The sequence below is a fragment of the Stenotrophomonas maltophilia group sp. Smal13 genome, assembly GCF_030236855.1.
GTDB classification, from domain to species: Bacteria; Pseudomonadota; Gammaproteobacteria; order Xanthomonadales; family Xanthomonadaceae; genus Stenotrophomonas; species Stenotrophomonas maltophilia_A.
On sequence record NZ_JASJSQ010000061.1, the window covers coordinates 1 to 15,228 of the forward strand.

Below are 15,228 nucleotides of genomic sequence, written 5' to 3' on the forward strand. Positions count from 1 at the left end.
ACGGCAGCTGCAACCGGCTTAGCGTGCTTTATTTTCCGTTTTCTGAGACGACCCCGAGCTGCAGCATCGTCACTTCCGGCGAGGCTGGCCACGTCCTGGCCACGGTCGACCATCGCCACATCCAACGATGCCCCGAGGGCCCCATCGCCAGTTCCGACGATGACGGCCGCCGCTGGATCTCGCATCGCCACTTCCGACGATGAGATCCACTCTTTGACATTTGAGGGGCCAAGCTGCGGGGGATTCTCCCGGCCGGCGGCCGCGAGAACCGGCTATGTCGTGCTACGCATCGAGCCAGGCGGCCACGGCCGCCCGTCTCGCCCCTGGCGGGCTTCCAGCGCCTTCCCGACGCTCACCGGGCCGGTGGCCCTCGCCGCTAGGCTACGAGGCCCTGGCGGGCCTTTCTGGCCCCTTCTCGGGGCCATAGAGGGCCGGCGCTGCCTGGTCGGCCTTGTGGGCTTCCGCGCCGACAATCTCACCACTGCGCAGATCGACGACGGGCTGGTAGTGCAGTTCAAGCTGCCCGCGCTCGACCGCTTGGGCCAGTTCCGGCGTCGTCCATCCATCCGGCCGGAAAGCGCTCATTCTCTTTCCCTGAATGCCCGCAACGCCCGCGACAGGGACAGAAGGAACAGGCCGGTCAAACCGAGCGCCGCGATGACCCAATGCTCGCCGAGGAAAGCACCGGCGGTTGTGCCGGCCAGCACGACAGCGAGGATGGGCAGGTGGCAGGGGCAAGTCAGCACAGCCAGTCCGCCCCACAGGTAGCCGGTGATCGGTTTGTGCGTCTCGGACGGCAAGCGCTCGGGGTTGTTCATGGCAGACTCTCCGCGTGCTGTGCCGGCTCGGTCGGCAGGGTGGCCAACTGCACTTCCAGATCGGCCAACGCTTCGCGCCGACGCTCGACGAACTGACGCAGCAGGGCAAGCTGCGCGGCCGCTTCGTCGCCGTCCGCCGCATCCAGCGCCCGGCACAGCCGCGCCAGCGCGTCGAGGCCGATGCCCGCCTCGAAGGCCGCCCGCACGAAGCACAGCCGTTGCAAGGCGGCGTCATCGAACAAGCCGTAGCCGCCTGGTGTGCACGCCACCGGGCGCAGCAATCCGCGCAGCAGGTAGTCGCGCACGATATGCACGCTCACCCCGGCATCAAGAGCCAGCCGGGACACCGTGTAGGCGTTCATTGAACACCTCCTTTTTCTCACCCGGCGCAGCAGGAAAGCTGCTTCACATCCTTGTTGAAGGTCTGCGCCGCGAGCTTCAACCCCTCGACCATCGTCAGGTAGGGGAACAACTGGTCGGCCAGTTCCTGCACCGTCATGCGGTTGCGAATGGCCAGAGCCGCCGTCTGGATCAGTTCACCCGCTTCCGGCGCGACCGCCTGTACGCCGATCAGCCGATGGCTGCCTTCCTCGATAACCAACTTGATGAAGCCGCGTGTGTCGAAGTTGGCGAGCGCACGCGGCACGTTGTCCAAGGTCAAGGTGCGGCTGTCGGTCTCGATCCCGTCGTGGTGGGCTTCCGCCTCGCTGTAGCCCACGGTCGCCACTTGCGGATCGGTGAACACCACGGCCGGCATTGCGGTCAGGTCGAGCGCCGCATCGCCGCCGGTCATGTTGATCGCGGCACGGGTGCCGGCCGCTGCCGCCACATAGACGAACTGCGGCTGGTCGGTGCAGTCGCCGGCCGCGTAGATGTTCGGGTTGCTCGTGCGCATGCCTTGGTCGATGACGATGGCACCTTGCGCATTGACAGTGACCCCCGCTGCGTCCAGCGCGAGGCTGCGCGTGTTCGGTGTCCGACCGGTGGCAACCAGCAGTTTGTCGGCGCGCAATTCACCGTGCGTGGTGGTCAGCACGAATTCACCGTCCATATGGGCGACCTGGCTGGCTTGCGTGTGCTCCAGCACCTCGATGCCCTCGGCACGGAAAGCGGCTGTCACCGCCTCGCCGATGGCCGGGTCTTCACGGAAGAACAAGGTATTGCGCGCCAGGACCGTGACCTTGCTGCCCAGCCGGGCAAAGGCTTGCGCCAGCTCCAGCGCCACCACCGACGAGCCGATTACGGCAAGGCGTTCGGGAATGGTGTCGCTCGCCAGGGCCTCGGTGGAAGTCCAGTAGGGTGACTCTTTCAACCCCGGAATCGGCGGGACCGCCGGGCTGGCACCCGTGGCGACCAGGCAGCGGTCGAACATCACGACGCGCTCGCCACCCTCGTTCAAACTAACGATAAGGCTCTGGTCGTCCTTGAAACGCGCTTCACCGTGCAGAACGGTGATGGCTGAATTGCCGTCCAGGATGCCTTCGTACTTGGCATGACGGAGTTCTTCGACACGGGCCTGCTGCTGGGCCAGCAGCCGCTCGCGCAAGATCGTCGGCGGTGTGGGTGGCATGCCGCCGTCGAATGGGCTTTCCCGGCGCAGATGGGCGATGTGGGCGGCGCGGATCATGATCTTGGACGGCACACAACCGACGTTGACGCAGGTGCCGCCGATGGTGCCGCGCTCAATCAGCGTGACCTGCGCGCCTTGCTCGACGGCCTTCAGTGCTGCCGCCATCGCGGCTCCACCGCTGCCGATCACGGCGACTTGCAACGGGCGCTCGCCGCCGCTGCCCTTGTCGGCGGCACCCATCCAGCCGCGCACCTTGTCGAACAGCCCAGTGCGGTTGTCGGTCGGCGGGGCATCGGCGAGCATCGCTTTGTAGCCTAGGCCAGCCACGGCGGCGGTCAGTGCGTCCGGCGCTGTGCCTGGATCAAGGGCGAGCTGGGCCGCGCCCTTGGCATAGGACACTATGGCAGATTGGACGCCGGGTACTTTTTCCAGCGCTTCCTTGACGTGCGCCGCGCACGAGTCGCAGGTCATGCCGGTGATTTTTAGATGGGTCATGCGACAGATCCTTTTTCGTTTGTGGTAGCAGACAAGGGCGTCAGATGTGCTGCGCTGCCGTTTTCAGTGCCTCACTTCTTGACGCTGGACGGATAGCCTGCGTCTTCGGTGGCCTTGGTCAGCTTCTGCACGCTGGTCTTGGCATCATCGAAGGTGACAACCGCTTCGCGTGTCTCGAAGGTCACGTTAACTTTGCTGACGCCTTCGACCTTGGAAATCGCCTTCTTGACGGTGATCGGACAAGCGGAGCAGGTCATGCCCGGTACGGACAGCGTGACGGTCTGGGTGGCGGCCCACACGGGGGCAACAACGGCAGCGATGGCGAGAGAGGCAAACAGTTTTTTCATGATGAACTCCTGTGATTAATAGAAAAATGGCATGACGTAGGGAAATCCGAGCGCGACCAGAACCAGCGCGGCCACGACCCAGAAAATGAGCTTGTAAGTAGCGCGCACTTGGGGAATCGCACACACATCCCCTGGTTTGCAGGCTTGCGCCGGTCGGTAGATGCGCCGCCAGGCGAAAAACAGCGCCACCAACGCCGCGCCGATGAAGATCGGGCGATAAGGTTCCAACACCGTCAAGTTGCCGATCCAAGCGCCGCTGAACCCCAGGGCGATCAGAACCAGCGGCCCCAGGCAGCAAGCCGCGGCGAGGATGGCGGCTAGCCCGCCAGTGAAGAGCGCCCCGCGCCCGTTTTGAGGTTCAGACATACGCTTGTCCTTTCAAATCTGGATTGGATAGCTTAAGCTTACTTCCGTACCAATGTACGGAGTCAAGCGATATGGAAAAAAATTTGGAGAATCTGACTATTGGCGGTTTCGCCAAGGCGGCCGGGGTCAACGTGGAAACAATCCGGTTCTATCAGCGCAAGGGCTTGTTGCCGGAGCCGGACAAGCCCTATGGCAGCATCCGCCGCTATGGCGAGGCGGATGTGACGCGGGTGCGCTTCGTGAAATCAGCCCAGCGGCTCGGATTCAGCCTCGACGAGATCGCAGAGCTGCTGAGGCTGGATGACGGCACCCACTGCGAGGAAGCCAGCAGCCTGGCCGAGCACAAGCTTCAGGACGTGCGCGAAAAAATGACCGACCTGGCGCGCATGGAAACCGTGCTATCCGAACTTGTGTTCGCCTGCCATGCGCGGCAAGGGAACGTTTCTTGCCCGCTGATTGCTTCGCTGCAAGGGGAGAAAGAGCCGCGTGGTGCCGACGCGGTGTAGCCGAGGGTAGTTACGCCTTAGCGTGCTTTATTTTCCGTTTTCTGAGACGACCCCTTAGAAAGCCTAGTCAAAGAGCTGTCACGAGAACTGTCGGATGACAGAGAAAGTGAAAAGTGACCCGTTGATCTTCAAGGGGTTTTTCAGCAACCTTGTCAACGATCACGTCCCAAGTGACACAGATAGTGAAAAAAACCGGGATCCTTGCCAGGAAAAGTGAAAAAACGTGACGGCTCACTTTTCGACTCGTGACTGTCGATCTGGGCTACGAGCCGATTCCCAGCCCACACCCGTGTCCGGTCCACCGTTGAACTGTACGCCTACATGGCGAAGCCAGAGCCACGCTGATCTTCAAAGAACTGGGATAGCTCCGCGTCGGGGATTTGCTGGTCGGCGTATGAGAACGTTCCAGACGCGGCCATCTCTTGCGCCGCCCTTCGAATCAAGCCGAAAGTGGCACGAGCCAAACTGCCGCCCACGGTGACCCGTCGAACGCCCAAAGATCCGAGTTGGGGCACGGTGAGAGGTGAACCTGTCAGGCCCATGACCACGGTGAGGGGGGCATTGATCTCCCGGACGAGCGCTTCGATGGTCTTGGGGTCGGAAGCCCCCGGCACAAAGAGGCAATCCGCACCCGCCTCTCGGTACGCATTGCATCGCTCGACGGCCTCTGCAAAAACATTGCTCGCACCAGTCAGGTAGACATCGGATCGGGCCGTCAGAACAAAAGGAACTCCCGACGCGTCCGCGGCGCGTCTTGCTGCCCGAACGCGCGCGACAGCGTGCTCTCTGTCGAACAGGGCTTGCGCAGGATTGCCGCTGTAGTCCTCGATGTTCGCGCCCACCACACCAGCACGAATCGCAGCCGCGATGGTTTCTCCAACCTCTTCAGGGCTCGCACCGTAGCCCGACTGGAGATCGGCGGAGACAGGAAGTGGACTTGCCGCAGCAATGGACCCCACGCGATCCAGCATGGTCTCCCTGCTCACAGCAGCTTCTTGATCAGGGAATCCCAGCGAGAAAGCCACGCCTGCACTCGTAGTGGCGATAGCGGGAAAGCCGCAGGACGCGAGCATCAGCGCACTACCAACGTCCCAAGCGTTGGGCATCAGAAAGATGGCCTCGGCAGTGTGCAATTGCTGGAACCGTAGACCCCGTTGGATTTGGCTCATTATGGCCATCCTAGTCGCCGAAGTTGGTGGCGGGTACTTCAGTCGGTATCGTGCGTATGGGCAATCTCGCCCAGACACCGCATCAACTTGTCGTAAAGCGTGCGCCCTGTTGTCGGGGGAGGTATGCCACACACCCATGTACTTCCTGCCGTTTTTGCGATTTGGTAGAGCGCCTCACTTTTCGACCATAACCAGCGCATGCACAGATTCGTCGGTGTCGAAAAACGGCTCACGTTGCTTGCGTGGTTGCTTTAGGCAGCGCGTTCGAATCTCCTCGGGACGATTCAAGACAGGTTTACCGGGCAAACGCTCCGCAACTCCTATGTGGCCGTGTCAACCGCGCGTTGTTCCGGATCTGTTCACCTACTCGCCAAAACGGAGTAGATAGCTACCCCCAGATTCTGAGAGTGAAGTGGTGCAAGGCGATGTCTTCAACAAAGACGATTTGTACGAGGCATTAAGCAAGCACAGAGTGGGAATAGCGATCAATTCCAACGATCCTTCAACCCCGTCACCCGGTTGAACACCACTTTCCCGCCCACCCCGTGGTCCGCACGGTCGGCCACGAAGTAGCCGTGGCGCTCAAACTGGAATTTCTGGTCTGGCTTCGCTGCAGCCAGTGAAGGCTCCACAACCGCCGTCACCACCTTCAGGCTGTCGGGGTTCAGCGCGTCCAGGAAGTTCTTGCCGCCCGCGTCGGGTTGCGGGTCGGTGAACAGGCGGTCGTACAGGCGCACTTCGGCGCTCACCCCGTCGGCGTTGCCCACCCAGGTGATGGCGGCTTTGGCCTTGACGCTGTCGGCGCCGGGGGTGCCGCTCTTGGTGCCGGGGATGACCTTGGCGTGCACTTCGGTCACTTTGCCTTCGGCGTCTTTGGCGCAACCCGTGCATTCGATGACGTAGCCGCCTTTGAGGCGCACCACGTTGCCTGGGAACAGGCGCTTGTAGCCCTTGGGCGGCACTTCTTCAAAGTCTTCGCGTTCGATCCACACGTCCTTGCCGATCTTGAAGACGCGGTCAGGCGGCGGCGTCTGGCCTTCGGCAATGGTGCTGTGGGGCAGGGCGGGCTGGGTGCAGTCTTCGGTGTAGCCGTCAGAGCCGAACACTTCGGCCCAGTTGGTGAGCACCAGCTTGACGGGGTCAAGCACGGCCATGCCGCGGTGGGCCTTGTTTTCCAGGTCTTCGCGCAGGCAGCCGTCGAGCGTGCTGTAGTCGATCCAGGAGTCGCTCTTGGTCACGCCGATGCGTTCGGCAAACAGCTGGATGGCCTCGGGCGTGTAGCCGCGGCGGCGCAGGCCGACGATGGTGGGCATGCGCGGGTCGTCCCAGCCGCTGACTTTCTTCTCGTTCACCAGCTGCGCCAGCTTGCGCTTGCTGGTGATCACGTAGGTCAGGTTCAGGCGCGCAAATTCGTACTGCCGCGGCGGTGGGGCCTTGAGCAGGCCGCCTTCGCACAAACGCTCCAGCAACCAGTCGTAGAACGGGCGCTGGTCTTCAAATTCCAGCGTGGCGATGCTGTGGGTGATCTGCTCCAGCGCGTCCTCGATGGGGTGCGCGAAGGTGTACATGGGGTAGATGCACCAGGCGTCGCCCGTGTTGTGGTGCGTGGCGCGGCGGATGCGGTAGATGGCCGGGTCGCGCAGGTTGATGTTGGGCGAGGCCATGTCGATCTTGGCGCGCAGCACGGCGGCGCCGTCGGCCAGTTTGCCGTCGCGCATCTCGCGGAAGCGGGCCAGGTTCTCTTCCGGGCTGCGGCTGCGGAAGGGGCTGTCCACGCCGGGCTTGCCGAAGTCGCCGCGGTTGATGCGCATGTCTTCGGCTGTCTGCTCGTCCACATAGGCGTGGCCGGCGGTGATAAGGTATTCGGCCGCGCGGTACATGAAGTCGAAGTAGTTCGACGCGTAGTACAGGTGGCTTTCCTGCTTGCCGTTGAAGTTGGATTCCCAGTTGAAACCCAGCCACTGCACCGCGTCGAGGATGGAGTCCACGTACTCCTTTTCTTCCTTCTCGGGGTTGGTGTCGTCAAAGCGCATGTGGCAGACGCCGCCGTAGTCGCGCGCCAGGCCGAAGTTCAGGCAGATGCTCTTGGCGTGGCCCACGTGCAGGTAGCCGTTGGGTTCGGGCGGGAAGCGGGTGCGGATCTTGGCCGGGTCGGGCTGGCCGGCGTCGTGGAAGGCGGCATCACCCGGGCCGCCGCCCCATTGGCGCTGGGCGTAGGTGCCGGTGGCGAGGTCTTTTTCAATGACCTGGCGCAGGAAGTTTGACGTCCTGAGCGCCTGGCCCTCAATTTCTGCGGGAGCTTGGTGGTGTCGAGAGATGCTGGACGAAAGGGACGGGGGGGGCATGCAGTCATTCTAAGGAGAGGCGGAAGCTCCAAGATAATCAAGGTCTAACCCACAACAGGTGTCACGCGCTTGAACCAAAGCACTCCCTTGCCGAACGCCTCTCTGCTGAACCAGCTGTTACGGTTCACCCCCACGGCGCGCATGTTTTTCTCGGGAAATCTCTGTACCCTGACGCAGGGATCCGAGGCTGACGGCCTCAAGCAGGGGACGATGCACCTGCTGAGTCGCGGCGAGCTGCAACTGACGCGCAAGGGCTTTGCGCCGCTGAACGTGCGGGCGCCCAGCGTGCTGTTGCTTCCCCGCGCGTTGGAGCACTGGGTTCAGGGCTCAGGGCCGCAGGGGGTGGACCTGATGTGCGCCACCCTCAGTGAATTGGCGCCGCCGCTGGACATGATCTTGCCGGACGTCACGGTGATTGACTTGACCGCCACGTCATCGCTGCAGCGACCGGTAGAGCTGCTGTTCGAGGAGGCCGAGGCACGTGCTTTTGGTTATCGGGCAGCGATCGACCGCCTGCTGCAATACACCTTCGTGGTGCTTGTGCGTCACCTGATTGATCGGCAACTGCTGTCCGGCGGTGTGCTGGAGGCCATGGTCGACAGCCGTCTGGGTGTGGTGCTGTCCATGCTGCACGAATCGCCAGAGCACGACTGGACGCTTGACAGCATGGCGGAGCTGGCGCACCTGTCCCGGTCTGCCTTTGCCCTGCGCTTTGTCCAGGTGGTGGGCATACCGCCGTTGACCTACTTGACCCACTGGCGCATGGCGGTTGCCCGCAACCTACTCGCGCAAGGGCAGGCAGTGAAGGCGGTGGCCTCTCAGGTGGGCTACGGTAATGCCACCGCATTCGCGCGAGCGTTTCAACGGGCCTCGGGGCAATCGCCCAGCGCTTGGCAGATGGAGCATCTGAGTCAGCCGTAGGTCCATCGCGCCCTGGTTCTGGACGATCGGTGGCGTGATGCGGACGCCGAATGCCGTTGTGCTGTGCCGAACGGACCCGACTTCAGGTTCAATGCCTTGAGGCAGAACTTTGAAGGAGATCACGATGAACCCGAGCGAAAAAGCAGTCCTGGCCGGCGGTTGTTTCTGGGGCATGCAGGACCTGGTGCGCAAGCTGCCTGGCGTGTTGCGCACCCGTGTGGGCTACAGCGGCGGCGATGTGCCCAACGCCACCTACCGCAACCACGGCACCCACGCCGAGGCGTTGGAGGTGGAGTTCGACCCCACGCAGACGAGCTTTCGCGACCTGCTGGAGTTCTTCTTCCAGATCCACGATCCGAGCACCCCGGGGCGCCAGGGCAATGACCGCGGCAGTTCCTACCGGTCGGCCATTTTCTACACCTCGGACGAGCAGCTGGCCACGGCGCAGCAGACCATTGCCGATGTGAATGCCTCGGGTTTGTGGCCGGGCAAGGTGGTCACCGAGCTCGCGCCCGCGGGGCCGTTCTGGGAGGCCGAGCCCGAGCATCAGGACTACCTGGTCAAGCACCCCAACGGCTACACTTGCCACTACCCCCGTGCGGGCTGGAAGCTGCCGCGACGCGAGATCGGCTGACGGCCAACGCTCAAGAACGGTGGGGGTCGGCGCGCCAGTGGGCGGGCCGACCCGGTGTGTCTGTTTTTTTCCTGAGGAGATGGTGATGCAATCCCGGTGCATTCAACAGGCGCCCGAGCTGCGGGTGCCGTGGTGGATCGACGGCGAAGGGCGCAGCATGGCACCGCTGAAGCTGTCCGATCTGGGCGACGGGTTCAAAGTGATCTTCTGCTTCCAGCACTGGTGTCCGGGCTGCCACAGCCATGGCTTTCCGACCCTGCAGAAGCTGATCAAGGCGTTGGGCGATCGCGGCTTCGCGTTTGCCGCGGTGCAGACCGTGTTCGAGGGCGCCGAGTCCAACACCTTCGAGCGCCTGCGCGAGACGCAGTTGCGCTACGGCTTGAACATTCCGTTCGGACACGACCCTGCGATCGGACGCGCGTCGTCGCTCATGGCGGACTACGGGACGCGCGGCACGCCGTGGTTTTTGGTGATCGATCCGCTGGACGAGGTGCTCTACAGCGACTTCGAGCTCGACGAGCGGCAGCTGATCGGGGCGTTCGGCGCTTCGAACGATGGTCTCAAGGCGGCCTGAAGTCATGCGTGCGTCCACACCAAAGGCCGTGTCGGAGCCGAAGACGCCGGGGACGGGCCCGGCGTTTCGGCTGCCGTTTGACAACAGCTTCTTCCGGGACATGCAGGGGTTCTATGTGCCTTGGAAGCCCGAGCCGTCCCCGGCCCCGGCCTGGGTGCAGTTCAACGACGCCCTGGCGCTGGAGCTGGGGCTGGAGCCGGCGACGCTGAAGTCTGCGACCGGTCTGGCGTGGCTGTCCGGCGTGGAAATGCCGGCTGAGGCGGCGCCGCTGGCGCAGGCCTACGCGGGACACCAGTTCGGCCAGTTCTCGCCACACTTGGGGGATGGCCGCGCCTTGCTGCTCGGGGAACTCATCGACACGGCAGGACAGCGTCGGGACCTGGCCCTCAAGGGGTCGGGCCGTACGCCGTTTTCGCGCCGTGGCGATGGCAAGGCGGCACTGGGCCCGGCGCTGCGCGAGTACCTCATGGGCGAGGCCATGCACGCGTTGGGCATTCCCACGACGCGTGCGCTGGCGGTGATCCGGACCGGTGAGCGGGTGAACCGCGAGGGCTCGCCCCCCGGGGCGATCTTGGTGCGCGTGGCGGCCAGCCACTTGCGGGTGGGCACTTTTGAGTTCTTCGCGGCGCGGGAGGAGGAGGTGATGCTTCGGCGGCTGCTTGACTATGCCGTGGCGCGGCATGACCCCGCCCTCGCCAAGCTTTCCGACAAGCCCATTCCGATGCTGGAGGCCGTCTGTGAGCGGCAGGCGCAGCTGATTGCACGCTGGATGGGCGTGGGCTTCATCCACGGGGTGATGAACACCGACAACATGAGCATTTCGGGCGAGACCATCGACTATGGTCCGTGTGCGTTCATGGAGGGTTTCGATCCGGCCACGGTGTTCAGCTCGATCGACCGTCAGGGGCGATATGCCTACGGCCAGCAGCCGGCCATGGCGCAATGGAACCTGGCCCGTCTGGCCGAAGCGTTGCTGCCGGTTCTGGACGCCCGCGATATCGACGTCGTGGAACGGGTGGAACAGGTGGTGGCCGGGTTTGCCGTGCGCTTTGACCGGCATTGGACCGGGCAGCTGCGCGCCAAGCTGGGCTTGGCCGCTGAAGAGCCGGACGACCGCGCCCTGGCGGACGACTTCCTGCAGCTGCTGCAGCGGGAAAAGGTGGACTTCACGCTGGCGTTCCGCCTCCTGTCCGACGCCATCACGGGGCCGGATGCCGCACTGCACGACCTGTTCGGACGGGAGCGCCCGGCGCTCTCGGACTGGCTGGCGCGCTGGCGCCAGCGCATGGCCCGGGAGGGAAGGACCTTGCAGGACTGCGCCGCAACGGCGTGGTCGGTCAATCCCTTCGTGATCCCGCGCAATCACCAGGTGGAGGCGGCGCTGTCGAGTGCCGTGGACGAGGCCGACCTCGGTCCGTTCGAGCGCCTGCTGGCGGTGCTGGGGCGGCCGTACGAGACGGTGGAGTCCGCGCGGCCATTCACGCTGCCGGCCTCGCCCGAAGTGGCCGCAGCCCACCGCACCTTCTGCGGCACCTGATTGGGGTACCCAACGATTTCTGAAAGGAGACTTCGCATGACCACAACGAAACAGGAACCCGGTGTCCTTGGCGAAGCGGCCGCTCCCCTGGGTGTGACCCGGTGGGTGGACGCGTCGGGCCAGGCGCTGGAACACTTCGACCTGGACCGCATGCCCGGCCGGTTCAAGCTCATCTTCTGTTTTCAGGACGCCTGCCCGGGGTGCCATGCGACCGGCTTTCCGGCGCTTGCCCGGGTGGTCGACGCGTTTCGGGGGAGCGACTTCGTCGGGTTCGCCGCAGTCCAGACCGTGTTCGAGGACTTCGGTTCGAACACCTGGGAGCGCATGCTGGCCAATCACTCCCGCTACGCGCTGGGCATTCCCTTCGGGCACGACGCCGGTGACGAACAGGACGGCGCGGGTTCGGAGCTGATGCGCCGCTACCGCAACGGCGGCACACCCTGGTTCATCCTGATCGATCCCGATGGCAGAGTGGTCTACAACCATTTCCGAATCGACGCCGACAAGCTCGTCACCTTTCTCAAGCGGCTGGAAAACGAACCGGCGGCACCGGAGCCTGGGCCCGACATGTTGACTTGGAAAGGAGTGATTCAACTGGTGGAAACGGGCAACCCGACGCCACCGCGCCGAGTTGAGCGCAGCGAAGCCGAGTGGGCCCAACAGCTGACGCCCGAGCAGTTCCGAATCACGCGGCTCAAGGGCACCGAACGGGCGCACAGCTCCTCGATGTGTACGCTGTTTTCGCCCGGGATCTACCGGTGCGTGTGCTGCGGCACTGAACTATTCGATGCGTCGACCAAATATGACAGCCGCAGCGGCTGGCCCAGCTTCACGCAGGCCATTGCCCCGGGTCTGGTGGGCTATCACGGAGACAACAGCCACGGCATGGTGCGGGTGGAGACGACGTGCAACGTCTGCGACGCCCACCTGGGTCACGTGTTTCCCGACGGACCCAAGCCCAGCGGTCTGCGCTACTGCATCAACGCCCTGGCACTGGAGAAAGCATGAGCAGCGAAAAGGTAGGCTTCGCTGGCAGCAGCCAGGGTCTGCTGGTGGGTGTCTTGGAACGCCCGGACCATGCACCGTTACAAGCCCTGGCGGTGTTTGCCCACTGCTTTACCTGCGGAAAGAACTCTCTCGCCGCGACCCGCATCAGCCGGGCGCTGGCTCAGCAGGGCATCGCCACGCTGCGCTTTGATTTCACCGGTCTGGGCGAGAGCGAAGGCGACTTCGGGCGCGGTGGCTTTTCGTCCAGCGTGGCGGACATTGTGGCGGCGGTGCACTGGATGCAGAGCACGATCGGCATGCCTGCACTGTTGGTCGGACACAGCCTGGGGGGGACGGCGGCCATCGCGGCGGCTGCCCGCCTCGACGGCATACGGGCGGTTTGCACGCTGGGCGCACCCGCGACGGCCGACCATGTGCTTCGTCACTTCGGTCCGACCAAGTCCGAAGAGGATGGGCAGATCCAGGTCGACCTGGGCGGCCGGGCGTTCAGGATCGCGCCGGCCTTCATTGAAGAGCTCCAGGCCCAAGCCCACGAGAACCCGGTCAAGGGGCTTCGCGCGGCCTTGCTGGTTATGCACGCGCCAAGTGACGCGGTGGTGGACATCGGCGAGGCACAGGACCTGTTCAAGGCGGCCAGACATCCTAAGAGTTTCATCAGCCTGGACGATGCGGACCATCTGCTCACGCGCCCGGCCGATGCGCAGTATGCGGCTGACCTGATTGGCGCCTGGGCCTCGCGGTTTCTGCCGATGCGAGCCGAGCGAAACGATGCGCCGTCGGACCTTCGTGCGGGCGAGGTGTGGGTGGGGGAGCACGATCACGCCTTCTGGCGATCGATGCGAGCAGGTCCGCACCACCTCGACGCCGATGAGCCCAAGGAAGTGGGTGGTGGCGAACGCGGGCCCGATCCTTATGAACTTCTGCTGATGTCGCTGGGCGCCTGCACGTCCATGACATTGCGCCAGTACGCCAAGCGAAAAGGCTATGCGCTCAAGGATGTCCAGGTCAGGTTGCGTCATGAGCGCGCGCACGCGACCGATTGCCAGGAGTGCGGGGATCGCTCGGGACAGGTTGACCACGTCACGCGGCAGCTCCTGCTGAGCGGACCGTTGAGTGAAAGCCAGCGACAGGACCTGTTGCGCATCGCCGATCGTTGCCCCGTGCATCGAACGCTGGAGAACCATCCGGTGATCACCACCACACTGATTCGGGACTGATCCCAACCACACACAAACGAAGGAGACGGAGCATGAGAGCCATCTGGAAAGGCACCACCATCGCTGAGAGCGATGACATCGTGGAAGTTGAAGGCAACGCCTATTTCCCACACGACGCGTTGCGCCCGGAACATTTCAAACCAAGCGATACGCACACCACCTGTCCATGGAAGGGGCGGGCCAGCTACTACGACGTCGTGGTCGGCGAAGACGTGAACGCTGACGCGGCGTGGTACTACCCGTCGTCCAAGGCTGGTGCGGAGGCGGTGACCGGCAGGGTGGCGTTCTGGCGCGGTGTCGAGGTGCGGCCATGAGCGGGGAACAGAGGTTCGACGCGATCGTGATCGGAGCCGGTCAGGCCGGTCCCTTTCTGGGCGCGACACTCGTTGCCCGGGGTATGAAGGTGGCGCTCATCGAGGAGCGTGACCTGGGTGGTACCTGTGTCAATCGGGGCTGCACCCCAACCAAGACCCTACGCAAGTCGGCTCGTGTGGCTCACATGGCGCGCCGGGCCAGCGAATTCGGTGTGCAAACCGGGTCGGTCCAGGTCAACTTCAGGGCAGCGATGGAGCGCATGCAACGCCGGGTGGAGGAGGCTCGCTCTGGCCTGCAGGCCTGGCTGGGCCAGTTGGAAGGACTCACCATCATCAAGGCGCGCGGTCGCCTGGCGGGCCGTGAAGGCGAACAGTTCGTGGTGCTGGCCGGCGAGCATCAGCTGGTGGCGCCCAAGGTGGTGCTGAACACCGGCACACGTCCCTTTGTTCCGCCGGTGCCTGGGCTGGACGAGCTGCCGTTCCTGGACAACGAACGGCTGTTGGCGCTGCGTGAATTACCGTCCAGGCTGGTGATCATCGGCGGTGGATACATCAGCCTGGAGATGGCTCAGATCTTTCGGCGGCTGGGAAGTGAGGTTGCCATTCTGGAAACAGGGCCCCGCCTCACGGCCCGCGAGGACGAGGACATTGCAGCCGCTGTGACCGGAATGCTGACAGCGGAAGGCATCGAAGTGAACACCGGCGTGCGCATTGAGCGGGTCGGCAAGGCGGACAACGACGCTGGCGTGCGGGTGCAGTTGGCTGGTGGCCGCAGCGTGGATGGCAGCCACCTGCTGGTGGCCACCGGGCGAATACCGAACACCGACTGTCTGGGCCTGGAAACGGTGGGCCTGGAGGTCAGTGCGCGAGGCTACCTGGTCACCAACGACCGGCTCGAAACCGCGGTTCCCGGCATCTGGGCGCTGGGTGACATCAATCAGCGCGGGGCCTTTACCCACACCAGCTACCACGATCAGGACATCGTGGCGGAGAACCTGGCCGGAGGGCAACGCAGCGCCGCCGCGCGCGTCGGCATTTATGCCATGTTTACCGATCCTCCGCTGGCCCACGTCGGTCTTTATGAGGCCGACGCGCGAAAACTCGTGACCGAAGGGCGACGCATTTCCCAGGCGGTTCACGCCATGAAGGACGTCAGTCGCGCGAAGGAAGAAGGCGAAACCGTGGGCAAGATCAAGCTCCTCATCGATGAGGACAGTGGTCATTTCCTCGGAGCGACCATGCTCGGGATCCAGTCGGACGAGATCATTCAGGCGATCGGTCTGGTGATGGCCAGTGGCGGCACCTGGAAGTTGGTCCGGGATGCATTGCCCGTTCACCCGACGGTCACCGAGTTCCTGCCCACCATCATTGATCGACGCAAGCCCTTGACCGCAAGTTCTGGGTGAG

The 15,228-nt window shown here is 63.9% G+C and carries 17 protein-coding genes and 1 pseudogene; 10 read left to right on the forward strand and 8 right to left on the reverse strand.

The annotated features are described in order from the left end of the window. Positions 1-203, forward strand: a 203-nt coding sequence (locus tag QRO95_RS17690; protein ID WP_285303117.1) for a hypothetical protein, incomplete at its 5' end; no start/stop codon positions are given. Between the two features lie 253 nt (positions 204-456). Here the strand turns inward: QRO95_RS17690 and QRO95_RS17695 are convergent. From QRO95_RS17695 to merT, 6 genes and pseudogenes are all read right to left on the reverse strand, one after another. Continuing rightward, a pseudogene (locus QRO95_RS17695) lies at positions 457-585 on the reverse strand (Diguanylate phosphodiesterase); the annotation flags it as partial. Then, positions 582-818, reverse strand: coding sequence for a broad-spectrum mercury transporter MerE (merE, locus tag QRO95_RS17700; protein WP_003132004.1), 237 nt, complete (start codon positions 816-818; stop codon positions 582-584). The pseudogene QRO95_RS17695 and the gene merE, both read right to left, overlap by 4 nt. After that, the gene (gene merD, locus QRO95_RS17705) at positions 815-1,180 is read right to left on the reverse strand and encodes a mercury resistance co-regulator MerD (RefSeq protein WP_000995360.1); all 366 of its coding nucleotides are present in this window, start codon (positions 1,178-1,180) and stop codon (positions 815-817) included. Before merD ends, merE begins: the two co-directional genes overlap by 4 nt. A gap of 17 nt (positions 1,181-1,197) precedes the next feature. Then, the gene (gene merA, locus QRO95_RS17710; RefSeq protein ID WP_031943937.1) at positions 1,198-2,883 is read right to left on the reverse strand and encodes a mercury(II) reductase; all 1,686 of its coding nucleotides are present in this window, start codon (positions 2,881-2,883) and stop codon (positions 1,198-1,200) included. A gap of 71 nt (positions 2,884-2,954) precedes the next feature. Continuing rightward, a complete protein-coding gene (merP, locus tag QRO95_RS17715; RefSeq protein ID WP_000732290.1) occupies positions 2,955-3,230 on the reverse strand; it encodes a mercury resistance system periplasmic binding protein MerP in 276 nt (91 codons plus the stop codon). Positions 3,231-3,245: 15 nt separating this feature from the next. Then, positions 3,246-3,596, reverse strand: a complete 351-nt coding sequence (gene merT, locus QRO95_RS17720; protein ID WP_015272416.1) for a mercuric ion transporter MerT — start codon at positions 3,594-3,596, stop codon at positions 3,246-3,248. A gap of 71 nt (positions 3,597-3,667) precedes the next feature. Between merT and merR the strand changes: the two genes are divergently transcribed. Further along, positions 3,668-4,102 (forward strand): Hg(II)-responsive transcriptional regulator, encoded by a 435-nt coding sequence (gene merR / locus QRO95_RS17725; protein WP_285303118.1) that lies wholly within the window; start codon positions 3,668-3,670, stop codon positions 4,100-4,102. Between the two features lie 317 nt (positions 4,103-4,419). Here the strand turns inward: merR and QRO95_RS17730 are convergent, their stop codons facing one another. Then, positions 4,420-5,271, reverse strand: a complete 852-nt coding sequence (locus tag QRO95_RS17730; protein ID WP_197970337.1) for an isocitrate lyase/phosphoenolpyruvate mutase family protein — start codon at positions 5,269-5,271, stop codon at positions 4,420-4,422. 485 nt (positions 5,272-5,756) lie between these two features. After that, complete coding sequence (locus QRO95_RS17735; protein ID WP_197970338.1) at positions 5,757-7,616, reverse strand: glutamine--tRNA ligase/YqeY domain fusion protein; 1,860 nt, start codon at positions 7,614-7,616, stop codon at positions 5,757-5,759. A 69-nt stretch (positions 7,617-7,685) separates the two neighbouring features. Between QRO95_RS17735 and QRO95_RS17740 the strand changes: the two genes are divergently transcribed. The 8 genes from QRO95_RS17740 to QRO95_RS17775 all read left to right on the forward strand — a co-directional run bounded on the left by QRO95_RS17740 (position 7,686) and on the right by QRO95_RS17775 (position 15,227). Then, positions 7,686-8,537 carry an AraC family transcriptional regulator gene (locus QRO95_RS17740; protein WP_052157284.1) on the forward strand — a complete coding sequence of 284 codons (852 nt, stop codon included), beginning with the start codon at positions 7,686-7,688 and terminating at the stop codon, positions 8,535-8,537. A 124-nt stretch (positions 8,538-8,661) separates the two neighbouring features. Further along, complete coding sequence (gene msrA, locus QRO95_RS17745; RefSeq protein WP_008652077.1) at positions 8,662-9,171, forward strand: peptide-methionine (S)-S-oxide reductase MsrA; 510 nt, start codon at positions 8,662-8,664, stop codon at positions 9,169-9,171. A gap of 85 nt (positions 9,172-9,256) precedes the next feature. Continuing rightward, on the forward strand, positions 9,257-9,745 hold the full coding sequence (locus tag QRO95_RS17750) for a peroxiredoxin (RefSeq protein WP_034053978.1): 489 nt from the start codon (positions 9,257-9,259) through the stop codon (positions 9,743-9,745). 4 nt (positions 9,746-9,749) lie between these two features. Continuing rightward, the gene (locus tag QRO95_RS17755) at positions 9,750-11,282 is read left to right on the forward strand and encodes a YdiU family protein (protein ID WP_074423286.1); all 1,533 of its coding nucleotides are present in this window, start codon (positions 9,750-9,752) and stop codon (positions 11,280-11,282) included. A gap of 36 nt (positions 11,283-11,318) precedes the next feature. Beyond that, positions 11,319-12,290, forward strand: a complete 972-nt coding sequence (gene msrB, locus QRO95_RS17760; protein WP_232092421.1) for a peptide-methionine (R)-S-oxide reductase MsrB — start codon at positions 11,319-11,321, stop codon at positions 12,288-12,290. Further along, the gene (locus tag QRO95_RS17765; protein WP_008647313.1) at positions 12,287-13,507 is read left to right on the forward strand and encodes a bifunctional alpha/beta hydrolase/OsmC family protein; all 1,221 of its coding nucleotides are present in this window, start codon (positions 12,287-12,289) and stop codon (positions 13,505-13,507) included. The genes msrB and QRO95_RS17765 overlap by 4 nt, the downstream gene beginning before the upstream one ends. Positions 13,508-13,539: 32 nt before the next feature. After that, positions 13,540-13,821: a DUF427 domain-containing protein gene (locus QRO95_RS17770; RefSeq protein ID WP_285303119.1), complete on the forward strand. Its 282-nt coding sequence runs from the start codon at positions 13,540-13,542 to the stop codon at positions 13,819-13,821. Next, the gene (locus tag QRO95_RS17775; protein ID WP_034053982.1) at positions 13,818-15,227 is read left to right on the forward strand and encodes a mercuric reductase; all 1,410 of its coding nucleotides are present in this window, start codon (positions 13,818-13,820) and stop codon (positions 15,225-15,227) included. The genes QRO95_RS17770 and QRO95_RS17775 overlap by 4 nt, the downstream gene beginning before the upstream one ends. Position 15,228: the final 1 nt, after the last annotated feature.

Bases quoted from the DNA above. Each gene is read 5' to 3' on its own strand.
- QRO95_RS17775 (WP_034053982.1), top strand. From the start codon at position 13,818: ATGAGCGGGGAACAGAGGTTCGACGCGATCGTGATCGGAGCCGGTCAG.
- merT (WP_015272416.1), bottom strand. From the start codon at position 3,596: ATGTCTGAACCTCAAAACGGGCGCGGGGCGCTCTTCACTGGCGGGCTA.
- merE (WP_003132004.1), bottom strand. From the start codon at position 818: ATGAACAACCCCGAGCGCTTGCCGTCCGAGACGCACAAACCGATCACC.
- QRO95_RS17755 (WP_074423286.1), top strand. From the start codon at position 9,750: ATGCGTGCGTCCACACCAAAGGCCGTGTCGGAGCCGAAGACGCCGGGG.
- QRO95_RS17765 (WP_008647313.1), top strand. From the start codon at position 12,287: ATGAGCAGCGAAAAGGTAGGCTTCGCTGGCAGCAGCCAGGGTCTGCTG.
- QRO95_RS17730 (WP_197970337.1), bottom strand. From the start codon at position 5,271: ATGAGCCAAATCCAACGGGGTCTACGGTTCCAGCAATTGCACACTGCC.
- merA (WP_031943937.1), bottom strand. From the start codon at position 2,883: ATGACCCATCTAAAAATCACCGGCATGACCTGCGACTCGTGCGCGGCG.
- QRO95_RS17735 (WP_197970338.1), bottom strand. From the start codon at position 7,616: ATGCCCCCCCCGTCCCTTTCGTCCAGCATCTCTCGACACCACCAAGCT.
- msrB (WP_232092421.1), top strand. From the start codon at position 11,319: ATGACCACAACGAAACAGGAACCCGGTGTCCTTGGCGAAGCGGCCGCT.
- QRO95_RS17770 (WP_285303119.1), top strand. From the start codon at position 13,540: ATGAGAGCCATCTGGAAAGGCACCACCATCGCTGAGAGCGATGACATC.
- QRO95_RS17750 (WP_034053978.1), top strand. From the start codon at position 9,257: ATGCAATCCCGGTGCATTCAACAGGCGCCCGAGCTGCGGGTGCCGTGG.
- msrA (WP_008652077.1), top strand. From the start codon at position 8,662: ATGAACCCGAGCGAAAAAGCAGTCCTGGCCGGCGGTTGTTTCTGGGGC.
- merP (WP_000732290.1), bottom strand. From the start codon at position 3,230: ATGAAAAAACTGTTTGCCTCTCTCGCCATCGCTGCCGTTGTTGCCCCC.
- merR (WP_285303118.1), top strand. From the start codon at position 3,668: ATGGAAAAAAATTTGGAGAATCTGACTATTGGCGGTTTCGCCAAGGCG.
- merD (WP_000995360.1), bottom strand. From the start codon at position 1,180: ATGAACGCCTACACGGTGTCCCGGCTGGCTCTTGATGCCGGGGTGAGC.